Below are 18,269 nucleotides of genomic sequence, written 5' to 3'. Positions count from 1 at the left end.
CTGGTTGTTAACAAGCAATCTGAATTGCACCAAATAAGGCAGGGGCTGCGGCCCCTGTTTTTATTTCTACATCGAACGTTATTACGCTGCTCACTTTTGCAAAAGAGTCTGCTGTCGGTGCGCGAAATCCCAGATGACATCCAACCCGATGACGGTTGGTCGATATGTTCCAAAGAAGGGCAGTGAGCCCTTTTGGTCATGGGGTGTCGGGGAGAAGGAGCTCGACCGAACCCACCATATTTGCTTCGCCATCGATAATAGGTCTGGATAGATATGCCAGCCTTCCGACAAACTTCCTCAACCGTCGTTCCATCCTCTGCCTGCTTCAATATGAACGCCATCTGCTGCTCGCTGAACCTACTCTTCTTCATGCCAAAATCTCCAAGCTGACAAATGCCAAACGTAACCGAGATTTTTCTCACAAAAAATGGACCAATTTGAAGGGATCAGGTCATTAAGAGCAGGGCGAAACGATGAAGCAATTACGGTTTACATAAGAGCGGATTATGAGGGTGCTGCGATAGGTGCGCGCTATTTACAACGATGTCCGCGCCAATATTTCTGCCATTTGGCAGCCCATCCTCCAGCCACCATTTTGCACGATATATCGCCGGACTGTGGCGAAATGCAGAACGCAGCCGTTCTGTTACCCCCGGCGCCACCGTCTGATCGACATGACATTGTTGGACCGCGCACTAGGACATGGCCCTCGCGCGCTTGCCCGGTTGGTTTTCCGACAAGCAGAACAAGCGCGTCTCGGGATACAATCGGGTCGGCGTTTGGGCAAGGATGCCCCACACTGCATGTTCCATCCAATTCCTTGGCGGCTATGCCCGACAATCGAATGGGTGGCCCTTCTGCGCACCAAATAGGCCCGTCACCATCCCACACGCGGGTAGGCGTACATTGGAACGACTGACCAGCCGGAATTACGGCAGCGGCGAGCAACAAGGCAGCAATCACTTACGATTCCGATTTAATGTTTTTAAGTTGGGAAGGAAATAACATCGTCAAACAAAACTAGCTATCACGTGCATAATCGCGCTTGATACGCCGTAAAGCAACAGCGCGCCTATAAAGATAGCCTCGGCATGGTTCCAATCTATTCGCACGGTTAATGTTTATCAGGAACGCTTTGTAAAACAAGCGGCTGACATCTCTCGTTTCGACCTGCGCGCCCACTAACACGCTATAGCATTGGATAAAGTAGGTGGAAATCCGATCTTATCCATTCACGTCAGTTGCACTTGTTCGCCTTATGTTCCTATAAGTAAGGGATGGCTAGAAAGCGATTCGCAGTTATCACCTATGACCCCGACATTGTGGAAAAGCTAAGCTGGCAGGGTGAAGGCAATTCATTTGCATGGATTGTGTGGCGAGGGCTTGGCGGCTGGACCTACCCAAAGGAGCGCGGCATCATCAACATAACGCTCATGGACCAGCTACCAGCAAAGCCGCATCCGGTTTACGATGACCGCGGCTAGTCAAAGGCCGAAGCACAATACTCAAAAACGACCGAAACTTGTCGTGTCCTGACAGGCAGTTTTCACTGCAAAAATGCTGAAAGCCGAAGGCTAGGTGTTTAGCTAGGATAATGGCCGCTGCCGCTAACTTTGAGGACATTGCACCTCTGGATCTCGGTAAACAATACGTGCCATTCGTTCATCAAAGCTCACAGAATTCGTAAAACTGCGCAAATCTGGCGTTATTCGGTCAGGGCGTTGGCCACAAATTCCCCGCCCATACGCAAGCCGACGGGATCGACGCTGTGCCCGACCCCTGATGATATGTGAGTTGTCACATTAATGCCGAGATGTTCGAGTTCCGTTTTAGCCGCATGGAGCGCGGTAACGGGTACGATCGGATCCGCCGAACCGTGGACTAGAAGCACGGGCGGTTTGGTGATCGGCAAGTGCGCAAGCTCGTGCCCGCCGGTCAGCATCCCGGAGTAGCCGATGATCGCGGCGACCTGGCGCGGCCTACGTAGTCCAACATGAAGGGCCATCATCGTTCCCTGGCTGAACCCGACGATGGCGAGGTTTGCTTCGGTCAGTTCGTATTGATGGAGTTTTCGCTCGATAAATGCTTCTATCGCTGGTGCTGCGCTTGCCGCACCTGTTGCCAAGGCCTGCGGTGTAAAGGCCGACAATGGCCACCACTGATATCCAGACGACAGATAGCTCAATCGCTGCGGCGCATTAGGTGCCAGAAAAAGAGCATCCGGCAGTGCGCGTTGCCAATGCGGCGCCAGCGCAATTAAGTCGGCACCGCTGGAACCAAATCCGTGTAGTAGCAGCACAATCTGTTTGGGGCTGCCACCTGACAATGGTTGCAGGCTCGACCCATTTACGATTTTGGACAAAAGTATCGCCTCATTAGAACAACGGTGCAGATTATCCCGCATCGTCGTCATGGACCGCAGTTGCTCGTTTTTCCCGCAACCCCTTTTCAGGAGACTTATACATCCCAACTAGAAGGCGACAAGCATTACCATCCTGACCAGACCAACCTTCGATATATTGCTCAATTCAGGCAATAAAGCATTGTCGATGTTGTCAAAAATTCTCGGCATAGATTGCTTACTCAGGATTTAGCGTTGATTCTCTGCCTAACAGCAGCGGCTGGATTGTAGAAGCGAGATGATAGCGCGCATAGCGCCGCTCACCAGTGCGGATCAGCGCTCCCTTTTCGATCAAGTCGTTCAAATCACGGGTCGCAGTGGCTAGGCTGGCCCCGGTGATCGTCCGGTAATTGCCTGCACTCAACCCACCCGCAAAGTCGTCCGGTCCTTCGCGGAACAAGCGAAGCAGCGCCTTCTCCTGCCGTTCGTTGATTTGCCCGCGCAAGCGATCAAGCAGCCGCGTCTTGTCGATCAGGAAGCGGATGCGGGTGATCGTCCGCGCCTGCGCCTCGATTACAATATCGGCAAACCATGTCAGCCAGGCGTCGATGTCGTTGCTCTGGCTGCCGAGCTGAAGCGCGGCATAATAGGCTTTGCGGTGGCGATGGATCGTTTCCGCAAGCGCCGTCAGCGTCGGTGCCGCAAGGTTCTGCGCCAAAGCCTTTTCAGCAATGGCGCGCCCGATGCGGCCATTGCCGTCCTCGAAGGGGTGAATGCTCTCGAACCACAGGTGAGAGATGGCTGCACGGGTGATTGCCGGAAGCGGGTTCACTGATGCCGGTGCGCTGTCATTGAACCAAGCGATGAAGTGGGACATTTCCGCAGGAACGGTATTGGACGGCGGTGCCTCGAAATGCACACGCGGCGCGTGCAGCGCGCCCGACACGATCTGCATCGCATCTTCATGGCTACGGTAGCGCCAAACATCGGCAATATCGCGCCGCCCGTTCATCAACATCGCGTGCCACGCGAACAGGGTCTGGTCGTCAAGCGGCGCAGCATGGTTACGGTAAACATCGGCCATCAATTCAGCGGCCCCGGCCTCTGCCGCACTGGCGCGGCGCTGGTCGGTGGCAAAGCCCAGATGCCGCGCAAGCGACGACTGGACGCTGGCGCGATCGAGGATTTCTCCCTCGATGGCCGAACTATCGACCACTTCTTGTGAAATCAGCTCGATGGTCAGGCCATCGCGGGCATCAGCGTCAAGGTGGTGCAGCGCACCGATAACGACGCCGGAGCCTTTCAGGAATTGTTCTTCGGACGCGCGGATGCGATCCGCGTCGAAGCGGAAATCTGGCCAATCGGGAAGCTGCCAATTCCAGCGCATGATGGATAAGATGCCTTTCTATCAATCACGATATAGCATGATTATGATTGATAAAGCGATAGCCAATCAATCATAAACGGCCCAGATTTTCGGTTGCCGATGGAAAGACACCGCATTGCACCCCTTTAAGTTAGCAAGCGGCGATGGGGCGACAAGTGCGATGAAGACGCGGGTAAAGGGGTGCTTGAGGTTCGGCGCGCCTATTTCCTTCACCCGCTTGGCCGATGCCCCGATCATGAGCGCCAGCGGCACATCGGAAAACTGGCGCAAACGCGTGGCTTGATAGGGCATCAGCGATGCGAAGTCAGCGTTTGAAGTGGGCAGGGCGAACCGACTGCTTCGATTTTGCCGCCTGTCGCGCCTTGGCGGTGGCTTCTTCAACGTCGCCTTCGGCATCCATGTCGGCGTGCATGGCTTCCCATCCGCCAATGCCCATCAACACGCGGTCGGCGTGCTTGATGGTATTCACATGGCCGTAGTGGTTCTCGATCATCTTGACCGAGGTGCCCATCCGTTCGGACAGGATGTAGACGTCCACACCCTCACTAAGCCGGCAGGTGGCGTAGGTGTGGCGGAAGCAATAGGTCGAACGCGGGATGCCGTTCGGCCCCATGCGCAAGTCAGCCTAAACGAGCAAGGCCTGCACGGCGGCATAGCTCAGCAATGCTATCTTCCCCGCGCAGGCCTTCCAGCACGATCTTAATCTTCTCCTCCGCGCCATATTGCTTGCGCGTGGCATGGCGAATGTCTTTTACAACCGCTCGCGCTAACATTTCAGACTTTCATTGCTCCGAACTTAGTCTTCAAAAGCGGCCTTTCGTTCAGCAGGTTCACGGAACGGATAAATGGCCGGTTTCAGGGCGGTCCACCACCAGCATGTTCGGCTAGAATGTTGTGGAAAGCTGACATTCGCTCAGGTATGAGCGGGACTGAGGGATCTGGGAGGAGGTGCTGCCCATGGGGAAGCTGGCCGTTAGGATTGCGGTAATTGTGACGTTGCTTGGGGGTATTGCCGCTACCCAAGAGCACCCGCGACTTTCTGCGGCGACAGCCATGCACGAGGGTATTAGACAACATTCGGATGCCGAATTGATCGCGTCACATCCGAACCTCATGAGCCGCAGAGGCGTTGTGCTGAAGGTGCAAGGGCAGTCATTCAGCGATCAAGGCGACTGTGAGGTAGAAGATTGCACGCGCTACCGCGCCGACAGCGTCTGGAAGGGGGAGTATGTCGGCATTCAGGTCAGCTATTATGAGGAAAGCGATTACTATCTCGTTGATCGCAAAGATGTCTTACCGATAGGCTCCAAGCCGATACCGTCACCCTCCGGTAAGCGCTTCTTCACGGGCCACCACGACGACCGCGAATGGTCGCCGTATCAGGGTGCATCAGTCTGGGAATGGGAGCCCCGCCCGCGTCGGCTTCGCATCGTCGATACCGATCTGGTCGCGTTCTACAGTTTTGTAAGCTGGAGAGGCGATAAATGCGTCGAGTTCACTGGCGCTAGGGGCTACAATGTGGAGTCGCGCCCTGAACAAACCTTCTGGCTGGCCGAGCAGCATGGCGACTGGCAGCTTTTGGAGGAGCGGCCTGCGATATGCTCTCATGACGAGTCTTGAATGTCCGCAACGTTGTGAATTCTGTTGAAAAAGTCGGCGTTGGCGGCGTTGATGGTGGCGACCGGAAGAAGGCGACCGACGATGGCGGCCTTTTCAGGCTGCGGCTGCGACCGGGATTGGGAGCAGCTTGGCGAGTTTGCGAAGGTTTTGGGCTGCTGCTGCAAGGTGGAACTCGTCTTTTGCGCCGTAGGGACCTCGAAGACGCAAGCGGTCGAGCTTCAGGATGCGTTTGAGGTGCGCGAACAGCATCTCGACCTTCTTTCACTGGCGATGTGACACGAGGTAGGCATCGGTCATGGCAATGGAACGGGCAAGATCGCGAGCACCTTCATGGATCGAGCGCATGATCTTACGCATCGGCGTGACAGGACAGCATTTGGGCTTGAGCGCGCACTTGTCGCAGTCGAGTTTGCTCGCGCGGTAGCGGATGAAGCCGTCGGCATCGACATCGGGGCGCGGGGTCGCGAAGTTGCGGTTCTTGGTCTTGAGTATCTTGCCGCCCGGGCAGATATAGCGATCACTTTCTTTGTCGAACGTAAAGTCAGCGCGTTCGAAAGTGCCGTCACGTCGGGCGGAGTGATCGATCACGGGTATGTGCGGATCGATACCCTTCTCCTCGACCAGCCAAGCAAGGTTAGGTGTTTAGTCCCGGCATTTGATGGTGTATTATTCAGCCATCAATGGAAGGACTCGCTATGGGACAAATTCTACACGGGAGCGCCCGCACGACAGCGGCGGTCCGTCGAGCAATACAACATAGTCAAGAGAGCCTGATTGTGCTTTCGAAGCGTTACAGCATTAACCCCAAGACGGTAGCCAAATGGAAGCGGCGCACGTCTGTCACCGATCATCCTACTGGCCCCAAGGATGCCAAGTCCACCGTCCTGACTATCGAGGAAGAAGCCATCGTCGTCGCCTTTCGTCGGCACACGCTGCTGCCGCTGGATGATTGCCTCTACGCCTTGCAGGCAACGATCCCGAACCTGACGCGCTCATCTCTGCACCGCTGTTTGCAGCGCCACGGGATCAGCCGATTGCCCGAAGTGACGGGAGACAAGGAACCGAAGAAGAAGTTCAAGACATACCCCATTGGCTACTTCCACATCGACATCGCCGAAGTGCGGACTGCCGAAGGCAAGCTGTACTTGTATGTGGGAATCGACCGCACCAGCAAGTTCGTCTTCGTCCAACTCGTCGCCAAGGCAAATAGGATGACAGCCTCAGCCTTCCTGGTCGCCCTGATCAAAGCCGTGCCCTACAAAATCCACACCGTGCTGACCGACAATGGCATCCAGTTCACCTTCCCGCCGCGATACGCCAAGGGCCCGACTGCGACCTGTATGTCGCACATGTTCGATCTGCGCTGCGATGAGAACGGGATCGAGCACCGGCTTACCAAAATCAAGCATCCCTGGACCAATGGCCAGGTCGAACGGATGAACCGGACAATCAAGGAGGCCACCGTCAAACGCTATCACTATGACAGCCATGCCCAGCTGACTACCCACCTCCAAGACTTCATTGATGCCTACAATTACGGGCGGCGACTGAAAACACTCAAGGGCCTAACACCCTTCGAATACATCTGCAAAATATGGACAAGCGAACCAGAAAGATTTAGCCTAAACCCAACCCATCAAATGCCGGGACTAAACAGTTAGGCCCATCACCATAGCCGCCGTCGCCAACCAGCCGCTCTGGTTGCAGGCCGAAGCGCTCATGCGCGCGATCAAGCATGCGCCGCTGCGCTGTTACTTCGGCTTGGCGGATCGCAGTTGTCGCCTCAACATCAACGATCACCGCATGGTCGAGGTCGATCAGATAGTTGGTGCAATAAGCAAAATGCGGGCGGTCGCCATGTGCCGATGTCCAGCGCGCTGCCGGATCGACCGGTGAGATGACCTTGGGTACCGTCGGCGTCGCCGCACCGAAGGCAGCATCATCGAGCGTTGCCAGATATTCGCGCACCGCAGGCGTGTTTGCGGTCGGTGTCCGGCCGCCATTGTCATGACCATTTTTGCGGTTGGCATCGGCTCTTATCATGCTCGCATCGACCGCGAACGCCTCCCCGCCGACAAGACCTTGTGCGATGCAAGCTGCGACGGTTGCCTCAAACAGCTGGCGAAGAACGTCGCTGTCGCGGAAGCGACCGTGGCGGTTCTTCGAGAAGGTCGAGTGATCGGGTACGGCCCCGTCAAGGCCGAGGCGACAGAACCAGCGATAGGCCAGGTTCAAGTGCACCTCGTCGCACAGCCGCCGTTCCGACCGGATGCCCATCACGTAGCCTACGATCAGCATCCGCAGCATAAGCTCGGGATCGACCGAGGGTCGACCTGTGTCGCTGTAGAAAGGCTTCAATCGCTCGCGGATATCGCCCAGATCAACGAAGCGGTCGATGGAACGCAGCATGTGATCGGATGGAACATGCCCTTCAATGCTGAAGCCGTAGAATAATGCCTCCTGCGCCCCCGTTTGCTCACCCATCATGGCCTCGAACCTCCGCTACCTGCTAAGTGAATGAATCAGAACAACACCATCGGTGCAAGCGACTTTTTCAACAGAATTTTGTGGTGTCCTGACAGTCCGATTTCAGGGGAAAAACTTAAAAAGCCGACGTTGAAGATGTCGGCCCCTGCACCGGCGGTTCCCGCTAACATTTCGGTCGTTCACGGGGCTGATTTAAGACTTCAATAGCTGCCGTACGTTCACTGAACCTCTGACAAGCCGAAATGACTGGCTATGGACTATAGTCAGTTAGCTTCTCAGGGCCGCCCTGCGGGTAGCGAAATTTGATAACGTGGCATATTACTTGGTTTTATTTAGGAACCAAAAATGCCGCTGACAGACCTGCTAAGAGACGGTCGCGGCGACCTAGCACCGGTGAACGACAACGGGGTCCACTGTTATGGTGTGAGGTGGATAAAGATTTATATAATGGGTGGAAGGCTGGTGACCATCTCAACCACCAAAATACTGCCCGAAAATTTCTGTCTTTGTAACCGGCATAAAACAATAAGGAATTGCTGAATAAGCCACCGATAATCATCATATACAACTGGCATTCTATCCGGCATAATAACCGGGATGAACATCACATATATGGAACCCATGTTGCCGGAAGAGGCGGTGCAGGTGCTCGAAGAGCCCGCCTTCACCTTGATTGCCGAGGCAAACCAGCTCGCCGGGCGTGTGCATCCGATAATGCAGCAGTCCGTTGGCAATCTCGTCCGCTCGATGAACTGCTATTACTCCAATCTGATCGAAGGTCATAACACCCAACCGCGCGATATTGATCGCGCGCTGGCAGAGGAGTTTTCCGAGGACAGGGAGAAGCGCAATCTGCAGCGCGAGGCGGTGGCGCACATATCTGTGCAACGTATGATAGACGAAGGAAGTGATCCGGCTGTCTGGCCGACGACAACGGCTTATGCCCGTTGGCTCCATCGTGAATTCTGCGAACGCTTACCCGAAGACATGCTGTGGGTTGACAATCTGGATAGCGGAGAGCGGTTGCCCATCATTCCCGGCGAATTGCGCAGAAACGATGTTATAGTAGGTAGGCACATTGCCCCGAATCCTATCGACCTGCCCAAGTTCCTTGTGCGGTTTGACAAGGCCTATGCTGCGCCGCCGCTGAATGCACTTCGGCAGTTGCAAGCAGTGGGTGCCGCCCATCACCGCTTTCTGTGGATACACCCCTTTTTGGACGGGAATGGCCGCGTAGCCCGGTTGATGTCACATGCTCTCCTCAAACGGCTTGGAATTGGCACCAGCCTTTGGTCAGTGGCGCGCGGGCTTGCCCGCCAGCAAGAGCGTTACAAGGCTCTGTTGATGGCCGCAGACGGTCCGCGGGAAGGCGACCGCGATGGCCGGGGCAATTTGAGCCAGCGTGCGCTAGTGGAATTTTCCAGCTTCTTTCTGGAAAGTGCGATCGATCAGGTGCGTTTTATGCGCGGCCTGCTCGATCCGACGGAAATGTTAAGGCGCATGGAAATCCACATCGAAGAAGAGGTGCGCGCCAAACGCCTTCCCAGAGGAAGCTTTGCGGTGTTGCGAGAGGCGGTAATTGCAGGCGAGGTTGAACGCGGCGTGGTGCCTGTGCTGACAGGGCAAGGCGAGCGCGCAGCGCGCATGGTGACGTCTGCGTTGAGTGAGAGGGGCATGCTTATCGCCAAAAGCCACCGTGCGCCATTAAGGCTCGCTTTTCCGGCAAGTGCTGCCGAACGCTGGTTTCCGCTGCTATACCCGGCTGACGCAAGTGGAGATGGGGAATGAGCAAAATCATCGTCCCGCTGGAAAGGCGCTTCTCACGCGTCGCCAAAGATCAGGATAGTGCCGAGCATAACGATTATCTGCGGCCTTTGCGAGGTTTAACCAACGCGGTTCTGCGCTTGCTAAGGCGCCCGAGTTGCAGCTTTCCTTAGCCGCATTCCGGCGGACTTCTCATTACGCTAACATTGCCGTCATTGTCGCCATGAAGGACGTCGGCCCAAACTTTCCATCCGTTCAGCTGGATCGGGGGCTCACGAAATTGACCTTCCTCAATGCCGCGTATTTGGGACGAGATGAATGTCGGTATCTAGCTTGAAGACCTCGCGCCAAATTTCGGTTTTGAAGTAATGCTCTTCGCGCTTGAACCCAGCGCCTGAGCGGACTTCCTCGAGCAAGCCCATCCAGCACAGGGGACGCAAAACGTGAATGAATAGAGCGGCCTTCATTCGGATATCGTCATGCCGACCGTCTGCTTTTCTGGGGGCGTAAAGCACATGGCACAGCCGTTCCTCGCTAACAGCCTGTTGGGCTTCGACGTTGATGACGTTGAGAAAAATGTCCCAGTTTCCTATTGGTCGGTCGCCGAAGCGGGTATAGTCGGTGTGATCGGTGGCGAAGAGGAATTGCTGGGCAAGCAGTGCCCACAAAGCAGAAGGGTCACCCCTCAGCTTTCCCGCAAGCCGAGTAATGTGCAGCGCCCCCTTCCTGTGCCGTGCCAGTTTCGCATTCAGCAACAAGTCATGCATCATCGTCAGCGGCGGGAAATCACCCTCGTTGAGAACCTTGTTTACGGCATAGAGATCTTCGGCAGTTTAAAATGGCCAGTCAAATGCATCCACCGCCCACTCGACGAAATAGCGCTTCAGCGCGCCCGTTGCCGTCAGACCGATCGGTCCGTGCTCCGCGATGTAGTTGAGGGTCAGGCAAACCGCGCGCAGCATCGGCGAACTGCGCACAGCGCCCGCAGGATCGGTGATTGGATGGAGCGAAATCATCCGTCGCTTATCGCGCAGCGCACGGCGGATGGAAATGGGCAATGGGAATTTCCGCTAACATTGCGGACATTCCCCGCGTCAATCCTGTTCATTAATAGCAGCCATTCATCCAGCAACTCGTCCATGATGGAAATCGAGCCGAAGCAGCCCATCTGCATATGAGCTGCGTGATCCCGCGAGTTCTTTCGTCGAATTGACGTTAGTATTGCCGAAGATTGATATACGACATGTTCAGGACGCTTTATCCCCTATCTGACTGGCGAACCCATTCGATTTCTTGAAAAATCTCTTTATTGACGCTGATTTCTAGATATTGTGCTGAGTGAACTTACTCTCGGTTTTGCAGGAACTCGCGTCATGAATGAGATCATTTGTCCTCACTGTCACAAGGCATTCAAGATCGATGAAGCGGGCTACGCTGACATTCTGAAACAGGTGAGAGACGCCGATTTTGAGCAGCAGTTGCACGATCGGCTCGAACTTGCAGAACGGGAAAAGGCGGCAGCTGTTGAATTGGCCAAAACTAAACTAAGCGCAGAACTTCAGCATGCTTCTGCTGGAAAAGACACAGAGATCAAGGAACTGCAAGAGAGGCTGAAATCCGGCGAAGTAGCTCAGAAGCTCGCTGTGATCGAAGCAGTTTCTCCCAAAGATGCCGAGATAGACCAGCTAAAGGCGAAGCTGGCGAACATTGAGATCGTTCAGAAACTTGCGATTTCGGAAGCGGTAGACGTTGTACGGAAGGAGCGTGATGAACTCAAAAATGGTTTAGAGAAGGCGGCTCTGGAAAAGCAAATATCCGAAAAGGCCCTGAAGGATGTTTTTGAAATTCAAATCAAGGACCGAGACGAAGCCATTGAGCGCTTGAAGGACATGAAGGCTCGCCTTTCCACGAAAATGGTTGGCGAGACGCTTGAGCAGCATTGTGACACTGAATTTAACCGCATCAGAGCGTCAGCGTTTCCGAGAGCATATTTTGAAAAGGACAACAACGCGCGCGAAGGAAGCAAGGGAGACTTTGTTTTTCGGGATTTCGACGATAGCGGCACCGAATTCGTTTCAGTCATGTTCGAAATGAAAAACGAGACCGACACCAGTGCGACCAAGTCCAGAAATGAGGATTTTTTCGCAAAACTGGACAAAGATCGGAACGAAAAGGACTGCGAATATGCGGTGCTAGTTTCCCTCCTCGAGCCAGACAGCGAACTTTACAATTCGGGTATTGTCGACGTGTCCCATCGTTTTCCGAAAATGTATGTCGTCCGGCCGCAGTTTTTCATCCCGATGATAACGCTGCTTAGAAACGCAGCTTTGAATACGCTTGAATATAAATCCGAGCTTGCTTTAGTCCGGGCTCAAAATATCGATATTACCAATTTCGAGGATGAGCTTGAGCAGTTCAAGGCCGGATTTGGCAAGAATTTTGATCTCGCTTCGCGGAGATTTCATACTGCAATCGAGGAGATCGATAAGTCGATTAGCCATCTCCAAAAGACCAAAGAAGCGCTACTCGGTTGCGATCGTAATCTGCGTCTTGCGAACGACAAGGCACAGGATGTCACGATTAAAAAACTGACCCGGGGAAATCCGACCATGGAGGCCAAGTTCTCGGAATTGTCTACAGCTCCGACGGTCGAATAAGGAATTACAATAAGTGACTACTTCACATGATCCCATTCGGCATTTGAGATATCTTAGGCAGTCTCTCTCGCAGGATAACGAGCCCATAGGCTTTTTCATCTCAGCAGGATGTCCTCTATCTGTACCGATGCCAGATGGTGAATGGCCGCTTATTCCTGATGTGAAAAATCTAACACTCGCAATCAACGCAGTTTTGGGAGCGAATGCAAAATACAAAATGCTCCTTTGTGAACTGCAGAAAGCTGGTAAAAATACCGAAAATATTGAGGATGTCCTTAGCTTTTTGCGAAGTTTGTTGGCCGTTTCGGTCGGTGGTGAAGTCCGAGGTCTGACAGAAGCTGACCTGAACCAACTCGAAAAAGATATCTGCGGCGAAATTGGAAAAAAACTGAATGTGAAGCTGCCCGATGAAGAAACGCCTTATCATCGCCTGTGTAATTGGGTGCGGTCCATTGACCGTAAGACGGCGATTGAATTTTTTACAACCAATTATGACCTACTGCTCGAACAGGCCCTTGAAGATTTGGAAGTGCCTTATTTCGACGGTTTTGTAGGATCTCGAAAATCCTTTTTTGATTTGCGAGCGGTTGAGGATAACTTGATCCCGATCCATTGGTCGAGACTTTGGAAAATACACGGCTCAATAAACTGGCATCAAGAGTTAAAGGCCGGGGAACGAGCCGTATGCCGATCATCCTCACCAGACGACGGGGTTTCGCACCTCATCTACCCGTCACATCTCAAATATGAGGAAAGTCGCAAGATGCCATACCTCGCTCTGATCGATCAATTGAACCGGTTTATACGAAGAAAATCATCATTTCTCATTCTTAATGGCTACTCTTTCAATGATGGTCATCTAAACGATGCGATTATCAACGCATTGAAATCCAACCCCACCGGAATGGTCTTGGCGCTACAATACGGCAGTTTCGAAAAAACTGCCGACGAAGGAGGCGGAGAGAGATATCCGAACGCATACAGGCTCGCTAAAAGGCAGCATAATCTGAATGTTTGGACTGATGACAAAGCGATAATCGGAACCAATATCGGTGATTGGCGAAAGGCACCAGCAGGACAGGACGATGATAAGGATCTATTGAATTTTGTTCATTCAGGGGATGTGAAAAATGAGGCTGGTCACATAGCACCAAACGTCAAGCTCGGCGACTTTGCAGAGTTCACAAATTTTCTAAAAAAATTCATTGGTTTAGATGCAGGTAATTCCGTTGATAAGTGACGAAAGCTATCTAGGCGACGTTCAGGATGTCAGCGGCACCACTGTCAAAATCGTTATGTCTGCAAAGTCGCTGTCAGGTTTTGTATACATCGATGGCCAAGGATACCGAGTGGGCCAAATAGGAAGTTTCGTTAGAATCCCAATTGGCTTTGATAACCTCTTCGGGATTATCGCTCAGGTCGGCGCAAGTGCAGTGCCTGAGACTCGCAAAGATATATCTGATGGCTCACGATGGATGACGATCCAGCTGATTGGAGAGGGGCCGCGCAACGGCACATTTCAACGCGGATTATCGCAATATCCTACGATTGGCGATAAAGTTCACCTAGTTTCAGAACGAGAGCTGAAAGACATCTATGGCCAGCCAGACGAACCTTATTTTGTCCGTTTAGGACATATCTCCAATGCTGAATCTATTCCCGCGCTAGTGGACATAAATAAGCTGATTACGCGACATTCTGCCATTGTAGGAACCACTGGTTCCGGAAAATCCACAACGGTTGCAAGCCTAATGAATGCGATATCAAACGGCACCGATTACCCTTCTGCTCGTATCGTCATGCTTGATCTTCACGGTGAATATGAACAGGCTCTCAAAGAGAAAGCCAGCATCTTCAAGATTGCTACAACATCACATAGCTCACAATCACAACAAAAACTCCTGATACCTTTTTGGACGCTTAACTTTGAAGAGCTTTGTCGGGTAGCATTTGGTGAATTCGGTAACGAAAAAGACAAGAACATCGTGATGGAGCGGGTCTACAAATACAAGCTGGACTCACTAACCAAATATCCGCGAAATGGCGTTACCAAAGATACTCTGAGCGTAGATTCTCCTATACCCTTCAGTTTGCACGAGCTTTGGCATGAGCTCTTCATCGACACATTCGGAACTTATCATAATCCGAAAGGCAGAGTCGGAGACCCCAGAGATAATCTGGCTTACGAGACTGACGCAAAAGGCAAGGAGCTGAAGGGCTATCCATACCTCGGAATACCGCCTACCTTCAAAACTGTTCTCACTGATGCTGGAGCAGACAAAATAAACTACTTGCCCGGGGCTTTAGGACTCGGAAAACAAGTGCTCTTGCTCGGCACTAAGCTACGTATTCCCCGCTACAATTTTATCTTCCGTCCAGAACAATTTTTGCCGGAAGCGGATGGGAAAATAGCAAACGACATTGACGAGTTGCTGAAAGATTGGATTGGAAGCCAGCATCCGATTTCAATTCTAGATCTTTCTGGTGTTCCGGCAGATATATTGCAGACCACAATTGGAGTGCTTCTTCGCCTACTTTACGATGCTATCTTCTGGGGCCGAGATCTATCTCAAGGTGGGCGTCATAGGCCGCTATTGTTTGTCATGGAAGAAGCGCACATTTACCTGAATGATGGTGCCGACAATATGGCCTCGTCGATTGTAAAGAGAATTGTAAAAGAAGGCCGCAAATACGGCATGGGCGCAATGATTGTGAGCCAGCGGCCGTCAGAAATTGATGCCACCATTCTCTCACAATGCGGCACCTTCTTTGCCCTGCGTCTGGTCAACTCATCGGATCGTTCACATATCTCATCTGCCATGTCTGACAATCTGGATGGCTTGACCGGTATGTTGCCGATCTTGCGAACGGGCGAAGCGATCATACTGGGTGAAGCGGTAAAATTGCCTATGCGAACGACCATCGAGGCACCTCCAAAGGATAAACGACCAGACAGCCAAGATCCTATCGTTTATGATGAAGTGCCCTTAGATGAGACGGTGCATCCTGGCGGATGGGGTATAGCTAAAGAGGTTGATCCGCGCTTTGATGAGCTGGTCGAAGCATGGCGCGCTCAAGATCCAAAAATTTCAAGAGTAAAGGGATAGAGTTGAGCCATGGAAATGCACAATGTTGATTCATCGAACGTCGCAGCCGTTGGCTACGAGGAAGATTCTCAAACCTTACAAGTGGAGTTTAATAATGGCAGCACCTATCAGTATTTTGATGTGCCTCAGGCAATTTTTGACGACCTTTTGGGCGCAAGCTCTGTTGGGCAATATCTGAACCAAAACGTGAAGGGTACTTATAGATACTCGCGAGTGTGAACTGGCTTCAAGTGCGGGCAATTCGGATTGAAGCTAACGTGCCTCCCGAAGCGATCCGCTCAAGCAGGCTCCTACCCACAGTGAGGCGGGCTTACCGGAGCCGGCCAATCTAGATGATGCCTCACATCAGCACAGTCCCTGAAGGGTATTGTGCATGTTGGATGCCTTATATGGGGCCGCACAGTTTAACGACTCTGCCATCACGGCATCAGATTAACGAATGACAGCTTACCGGTATCTCGCCGACAAAAGGAGACAGTCAGAACCGTCCAACGAAGCTGCCATATCAACTTTGCTGATGCAATGTCCGCTTCGGCCAATTAGGATGCCAAAAGTGGGCAGGCGGGAAACAGCCAATTTTGTCGTACTTCAATAGGTTTTGTTGGTCTGGGACTGCCAGTTCTGCTTGAATAACCCAGTATGGTGTAGTCGTATATTTGTGTCCAAATAATGCACTGAGGCCTCGTTGCCAAATGAACGGCACAAGGCTCTAATTTAACATAAGATATATTATCAATCTTTATCCCACATATTGACAAACACCATGATGCGCGGGATAAGTGCGTTATGTCCAGCGTCCGCCGTTTTACTGACGAACAATCTCGCCTGCTCGTTAACTTGCGTCAACGCTATGAAGGTTGGATGGACGTTGAGCGCATTTCTGCGTTGTTGCCTTATGATCTGCGGCGCAAGCATGTGAATGGCCGCGACTATCTGTATCGCATCTTTGATCGCGGCGGCAATGGCAAAAGCCTGGGGCCGATGACGCCTGAGCGCGAAGCGGAGTTTGCCGCATATCATCAAGCCAAAGATGAGGTGCAGGAACGGATCATGCGGTTGCGGCCTGCATTGGCCGAAGCTGCCGCCATGTATCGTGCCTTGCGGCTTCCCTTGCTATCATCTGATGCCGGGCCAATTCTGCGTGAATGTGACCGCAGACAGCTTCTCGGCTCGCATCTGTTAGTGGTCGGCACAAACGCGATTGTCGCTTATATGATCGAAGCCAATGGTATTATCGACCTTCCCGATGAAACCGAGGATTTTGATCTCGCCTGGGTCAGCGAGATACCGGAGGATGCAGAGCGCCGCGTCTGGGATATGTTGAAGGCGGTTGATCCGACGTTCACGGTCAACAGCGAACGAGATTTCCAAGCGCGCAACGCCAAAGCGTATGAAGTCGAGTTGCTCGTTGCGCCGTCCCGCGCATCGACACTCGGCGCAAAGGATCAGCCGCGTCCCGTTCCCCTGCCCGAGCAGGAATGGCTATTGTTTGGCCGCCCGGTCGATCAGGTCATCGGTTGCCGCGACGGCTCACCTGCCCGCATTGTCGCCCCCGACCCGCGCTGGTTTGCAGTGCACAAGCTGTGGATGGCGGACCAAGCCAAGCGTAATCCGCTGAAGCGGCCAAAGGATCGGAAGCAAGGCCTGGCTTTGTTGGGTGCAATTGCACAGGCGATGCCGCATTATCCGTTGGACGCTGCGTTCAAAGCCGCGCTGCCGCCTGAATTGTTGCCGTATTTTGAGGAATGGCGGAGCGAGAACAAGTCGAATGAAGGTCCTAATTGGTAACGTCACATTTGCAAGATCAAACGGGAACTTGATCTGCGCGACGTTAAATAGGGGTCAGTTCCGGTTGAGTGTGGAATCGTGCGTTAAGGCGAATTTGGCACACACGCCGAGGACATTCACGGGGGGCGTCCCATCAACTCTTTAGAGGAGGCCATTGTCGCGCTGTATGGATCACAACCAAAATCCAGATCATATCGCCCCCGACCTCATAGATGATGCGATAGCTCCGGTGCGTGGTGAGTTCGCGTGTACCAGCGACCATGCCCGGTGGCCCAGCATTCCAGAGCACGGCAAGGGTGCAGGGCTGGTACTGCCCTTGTGCAACACCGAAACCATGACGCTCCATCTGGCAGAAATAGGGCTCGCCGTCGCCTCTGGCGCTCACGCTGTCGTGCTGTTGGAGCAGGCCGGTTGGCATATGACTGGAAAGTTAAATGTGCCCGGCAATATCAGCATTGACGTGACCCCTTAAATTCCCTCCATTTATAATTAGAGTCCGGCCCTTGAGAGAAGGACGGAACGATGAAGCGATTACGGTTTACAGAAGAGCAGATTATCGGTGTGCTGAAGGAGGCAGAGGCAGGCGCGAAGACGGCTGACCTTGCCCGTCGGCACGGCGTATCGGAGGCGACGCTTTATAACTGGAACTGGCGCACGGCTGCCAACTGCGGCTCGGTGCGATCTCGAAGATGGGCGAACGAACGTTGCGACGACTGCTAATCCTGGGCAGCAGCGCCGTCGTGCTCCATGCCAGCAAACGCGGGGCGCCTGCGGGCTTATGGCTTGAACAGATGCTCGCACGAAAGCCGCGTATGCTGTTACTGTCGCTCTTGCGAACAAGACTGCACGCATCGTCTGGGCGGTGATGAGCAGGGGAGAAGAATGTCGGGCACCGGTCGTGGCGGCGGGCTAAGCCCGTAACCACGTTCGAGGTCGTCGGGATGTAGGCGGACCGAAGGAGGGTATGGCAAAACAGTCGGCGAGATTGCATCTACCCCTTCGAAAGCGCCTTTTTGAGTCGCGTGAGCAATCGAAACATCAACTAGGTGAAGGGGATTAACAGGGTAGTTTATGAATACACCAGCAAGCCGCCCGGTACTATTGAGTGGGAGTGAGCA

At 53.2% G+C, this 18,269-nt stretch carries 15 protein-coding genes and 8 pseudogenes; 13 read left to right on the top strand and 10 right to left on the bottom strand.

Translation table 11 applies throughout. From position 1 onward, the window contains the following. Positions 1-212 precede the first annotated feature (212 nt). Positions 213-371: pseudogene (locus tag HEQ34_RS05930) on the bottom strand (transposase); the annotation flags it as partial. Between the two features lie 906 nt (positions 372-1,277). On the opposite strand from HEQ34_RS05930, the gene HEQ34_RS05925 reads away from it, so the two are divergent. After that, positions 1,278-1,484, top strand: coding sequence for a hypothetical protein (locus HEQ34_RS05925; protein WP_296198703.1), 207 nt, complete (start codon positions 1,278-1,280; stop codon positions 1,482-1,484). Between the two features lie 221 nt (positions 1,485-1,705). On the opposite strand, the gene HEQ34_RS05920 is transcribed toward HEQ34_RS05925, so the two are convergent. The 5 genes and pseudogenes from HEQ34_RS05920 to HEQ34_RS05900 form a co-directional block, all read right to left on the bottom strand. After that, positions 1,706-2,413 (bottom strand): dienelactone hydrolase family protein, encoded by a 708-nt coding sequence (locus tag HEQ34_RS05920; protein WP_296198701.1) that lies wholly within the window; start codon positions 2,411-2,413, stop codon positions 1,706-1,708. Positions 2,414-2,579: 166 nt separating this feature from the next. Then, positions 2,580-3,728, bottom strand: coding sequence for a Fic family protein (locus tag HEQ34_RS05915; RefSeq protein WP_296198699.1), 1,149 nt, complete (start codon positions 3,726-3,728; stop codon positions 2,580-2,582). 66 nt (positions 3,729-3,794) lie between these two features. Further along, positions 3,795-4,019 carry a hypothetical protein gene (locus HEQ34_RS05910; protein ID WP_296198696.1) on the bottom strand — a complete coding sequence of 75 codons (225 nt, stop codon included), beginning with the start codon at positions 4,017-4,019 and terminating at the stop codon, positions 3,795-3,797. Positions 4,020-4,032: 13 nt separating this feature from the next. Continuing rightward, complete coding sequence (locus tag HEQ34_RS05905) at positions 4,033-4,341, bottom strand: hypothetical protein (RefSeq protein WP_296198694.1); 309 nt, start codon at positions 4,339-4,341, stop codon at positions 4,033-4,035. Between the two features lie 19 nt (positions 4,342-4,360). Then, positions 4,361-4,501 (bottom strand): annotated as a pseudogene (locus HEQ34_RS05900) (IS3 family transposase); the annotation flags it as partial. A 184-nt stretch (positions 4,502-4,685) separates the two neighbouring features. On the opposite strand from HEQ34_RS05900, the gene HEQ34_RS05895 reads away from it, so the two are divergent. Continuing rightward, a complete protein-coding gene (locus HEQ34_RS05895; RefSeq protein WP_296198693.1) occupies positions 4,686-5,348 on the top strand; it encodes a hypothetical protein in 663 nt (220 codons plus the stop codon). A gap of 93 nt (positions 5,349-5,441) precedes the next feature. Here the strand turns inward: HEQ34_RS05895 and HEQ34_RS05890 are convergent. Then, positions 5,442-5,981 (bottom strand): annotated as a pseudogene (locus tag HEQ34_RS05890) (transposase); the annotation flags it as partial. Positions 5,982-6,043: 62 nt separating this feature from the next. Here HEQ34_RS05890 and HEQ34_RS05885 point away from each other — a divergent pair. Then, positions 6,044-7,009 (top strand): IS481 family transposase, encoded by a 966-nt coding sequence (locus tag HEQ34_RS05885; RefSeq protein ID WP_296198873.1) that lies wholly within the window; start codon positions 6,044-6,046, stop codon positions 7,007-7,009. A 7-nt stretch (positions 7,010-7,016) separates the two neighbouring features. On the opposite strand, the pseudogene HEQ34_RS05880 reads toward HEQ34_RS05885, so the two are convergent. Continuing rightward, positions 7,017-7,835: pseudogene (locus tag HEQ34_RS05880) on the bottom strand (transposase); the annotation flags it as partial. 597 nt (positions 7,836-8,432) lie between these two features. Here HEQ34_RS05880 and HEQ34_RS05875 point away from each other — a divergent pair. Continuing rightward, a complete protein-coding gene (locus tag HEQ34_RS05875; RefSeq protein WP_296198690.1) occupies positions 8,433-9,623 on the top strand; it encodes a Fic family protein in 1,191 nt (396 codons plus the stop codon). Positions 9,624-9,889: 266 nt separating this feature from the next. Here the strand turns inward: HEQ34_RS05875 and HEQ34_RS05870 are convergent, their stop codons facing one another. Both HEQ34_RS05870 and HEQ34_RS05865 read right to left on the bottom strand, forming a co-directional pair. Then, positions 9,890-10,369 carry a hypothetical protein gene (locus tag HEQ34_RS05870; protein WP_296198688.1) on the bottom strand — a complete coding sequence of 160 codons (480 nt, stop codon included), beginning with the start codon at positions 10,367-10,369 and terminating at the stop codon, positions 9,890-9,892. 63 nt (positions 10,370-10,432) lie between these two features. Beyond that, positions 10,433-10,657 (bottom strand): hypothetical protein, encoded by a 225-nt coding sequence (locus tag HEQ34_RS05865; RefSeq protein ID WP_296198686.1) that lies wholly within the window; start codon positions 10,655-10,657, stop codon positions 10,433-10,435. A 315-nt stretch (positions 10,658-10,972) separates the two neighbouring features. On the opposite strand from HEQ34_RS05865, the gene HEQ34_RS05860 reads away from it, so the two are divergent. From HEQ34_RS05860 to HEQ34_RS05820, 9 genes and pseudogenes are all read left to right on the top strand, one after another. Beyond that, positions 10,973-12,256: a DUF2130 domain-containing protein gene (locus HEQ34_RS05860; protein ID WP_296198684.1), complete on the top strand. Its 1,284-nt coding sequence runs from the start codon at positions 10,973-10,975 to the stop codon at positions 12,254-12,256. Positions 12,257-12,269: 13 nt separating this feature from the next. Further along, positions 12,270-13,496, top strand: coding sequence for an SIR2 family protein (locus HEQ34_RS05855; protein WP_296198682.1), 1,227 nt, complete (start codon positions 12,270-12,272; stop codon positions 13,494-13,496). Next, on the top strand, positions 13,486-15,363 hold the full coding sequence (locus HEQ34_RS05850) for an ATP-binding protein (RefSeq protein WP_296198680.1): 1,878 nt from the start codon (positions 13,486-13,488) through the stop codon (positions 15,361-15,363). The genes HEQ34_RS05855 and HEQ34_RS05850 overlap by 11 nt, the downstream gene beginning before the upstream one ends. 9 nt (positions 15,364-15,372) lie before the next feature. After that, complete coding sequence (locus HEQ34_RS05845) at positions 15,373-15,582, top strand: KTSC domain-containing protein (protein ID WP_296198678.1); 210 nt, start codon at positions 15,373-15,375, stop codon at positions 15,580-15,582. A gap of 567 nt (positions 15,583-16,149) precedes the next feature. Next, entirely contained in the window at positions 16,150-17,151 is a 1,002-nt protein-coding gene (locus HEQ34_RS05840) for a GSU2403 family nucleotidyltransferase fold protein (protein ID WP_296198676.1), read from the top strand. A 289-nt stretch (positions 17,152-17,440) separates the two neighbouring features. Then, positions 17,441-17,608 (top strand): annotated as a pseudogene (locus HEQ34_RS05835) (IS630 family transposase); the annotation flags it as partial. Between the two features lie 65 nt (positions 17,609-17,673). Continuing rightward, positions 17,674-17,796 (top strand): annotated as a pseudogene (locus HEQ34_RS05830) (transposase); the annotation flags it as partial. 11 nt (positions 17,797-17,807) lie between these two features. Continuing rightward, positions 17,808-18,064: pseudogene (locus tag HEQ34_RS05825) on the top strand (IS110 family transposase); the annotation flags it as partial. Further along, positions 18,063-18,266 (top strand): annotated as a pseudogene (locus HEQ34_RS05820) (hypothetical protein); the annotation flags it as partial. The pseudogenes HEQ34_RS05825 and HEQ34_RS05820, both read left to right, overlap by 2 nt. Positions 18,267-18,269 lie beyond the last annotated feature (3 nt).

The sequence above is a fragment of the Sphingorhabdus sp. genome, assembly GCF_023910635.1.
GTDB lineage: Bacteria > Pseudomonadota > Alphaproteobacteria > Sphingomonadales > Sphingomonadaceae > Sphingorhabdus_B.
The sequence above is the reverse complement of the archived record's forward strand: the minus strand, read 5'-3'. Positions and strand labels throughout refer to the sequence as shown.

Excerpts from the sequence above, each read along its gene's own strand:
- HEQ34_RS05925 (WP_296198703.1), top strand. The coding sequence starts at position 1,278 with ATGGCTAGAAAGCGATTCGCAGTTATCACCTATGACCCCGACATTGTG.
- HEQ34_RS05920 (WP_296198701.1), bottom strand. The coding sequence starts at position 2,413 with ATGACGACGATGCGGGATAATCTGCACCGTTGTTCTAATGAGGCGATA.
- HEQ34_RS05915 (WP_296198699.1), bottom strand. The coding sequence starts at position 3,728 with ATGCGCTGGAATTGGCAGCTTCCCGATTGGCCAGATTTCCGCTTCGAC.
- HEQ34_RS05910 (WP_296198696.1), bottom strand. The coding sequence starts at position 4,019 with ATGCCCTATCAAGCCACGCGTTTGCGCCAGTTTTCCGATGTGCCGCTG.
- HEQ34_RS05905 (WP_296198694.1), bottom strand. The coding sequence starts at position 4,341 with ATGGGGCCGAACGGCATCCCGCGTTCGACCTATTGCTTCCGCCACACC.
- HEQ34_RS05895 (WP_296198693.1), top strand. The coding sequence starts at position 4,686 with ATGGGGAAGCTGGCCGTTAGGATTGCGGTAATTGTGACGTTGCTTGGG.
- HEQ34_RS05885 (WP_296198873.1), top strand. The coding sequence starts at position 6,044 with ATGGGACAAATTCTACACGGGAGCGCCCGCACGACAGCGGCGGTCCGT.
- HEQ34_RS05875 (WP_296198690.1), top strand. The coding sequence starts at position 8,433 with ATGAACATCACATATATGGAACCCATGTTGCCGGAAGAGGCGGTGCAG.
- HEQ34_RS05870 (WP_296198688.1), bottom strand. The coding sequence starts at position 10,369 with ATGATGCATGACTTGTTGCTGAATGCGAAACTGGCACGGCACAGGAAG.
- HEQ34_RS05860 (WP_296198684.1), top strand. The coding sequence starts at position 10,973 with ATGAATGAGATCATTTGTCCTCACTGTCACAAGGCATTCAAGATCGAT.
- HEQ34_RS05845 (WP_296198678.1), top strand. The coding sequence starts at position 15,373 with ATGGAAATGCACAATGTTGATTCATCGAACGTCGCAGCCGTTGGCTAC.
- HEQ34_RS05840 (WP_296198676.1), top strand. The coding sequence starts at position 16,150 with ATGTCCAGCGTCCGCCGTTTTACTGACGAACAATCTCGCCTGCTCGTT.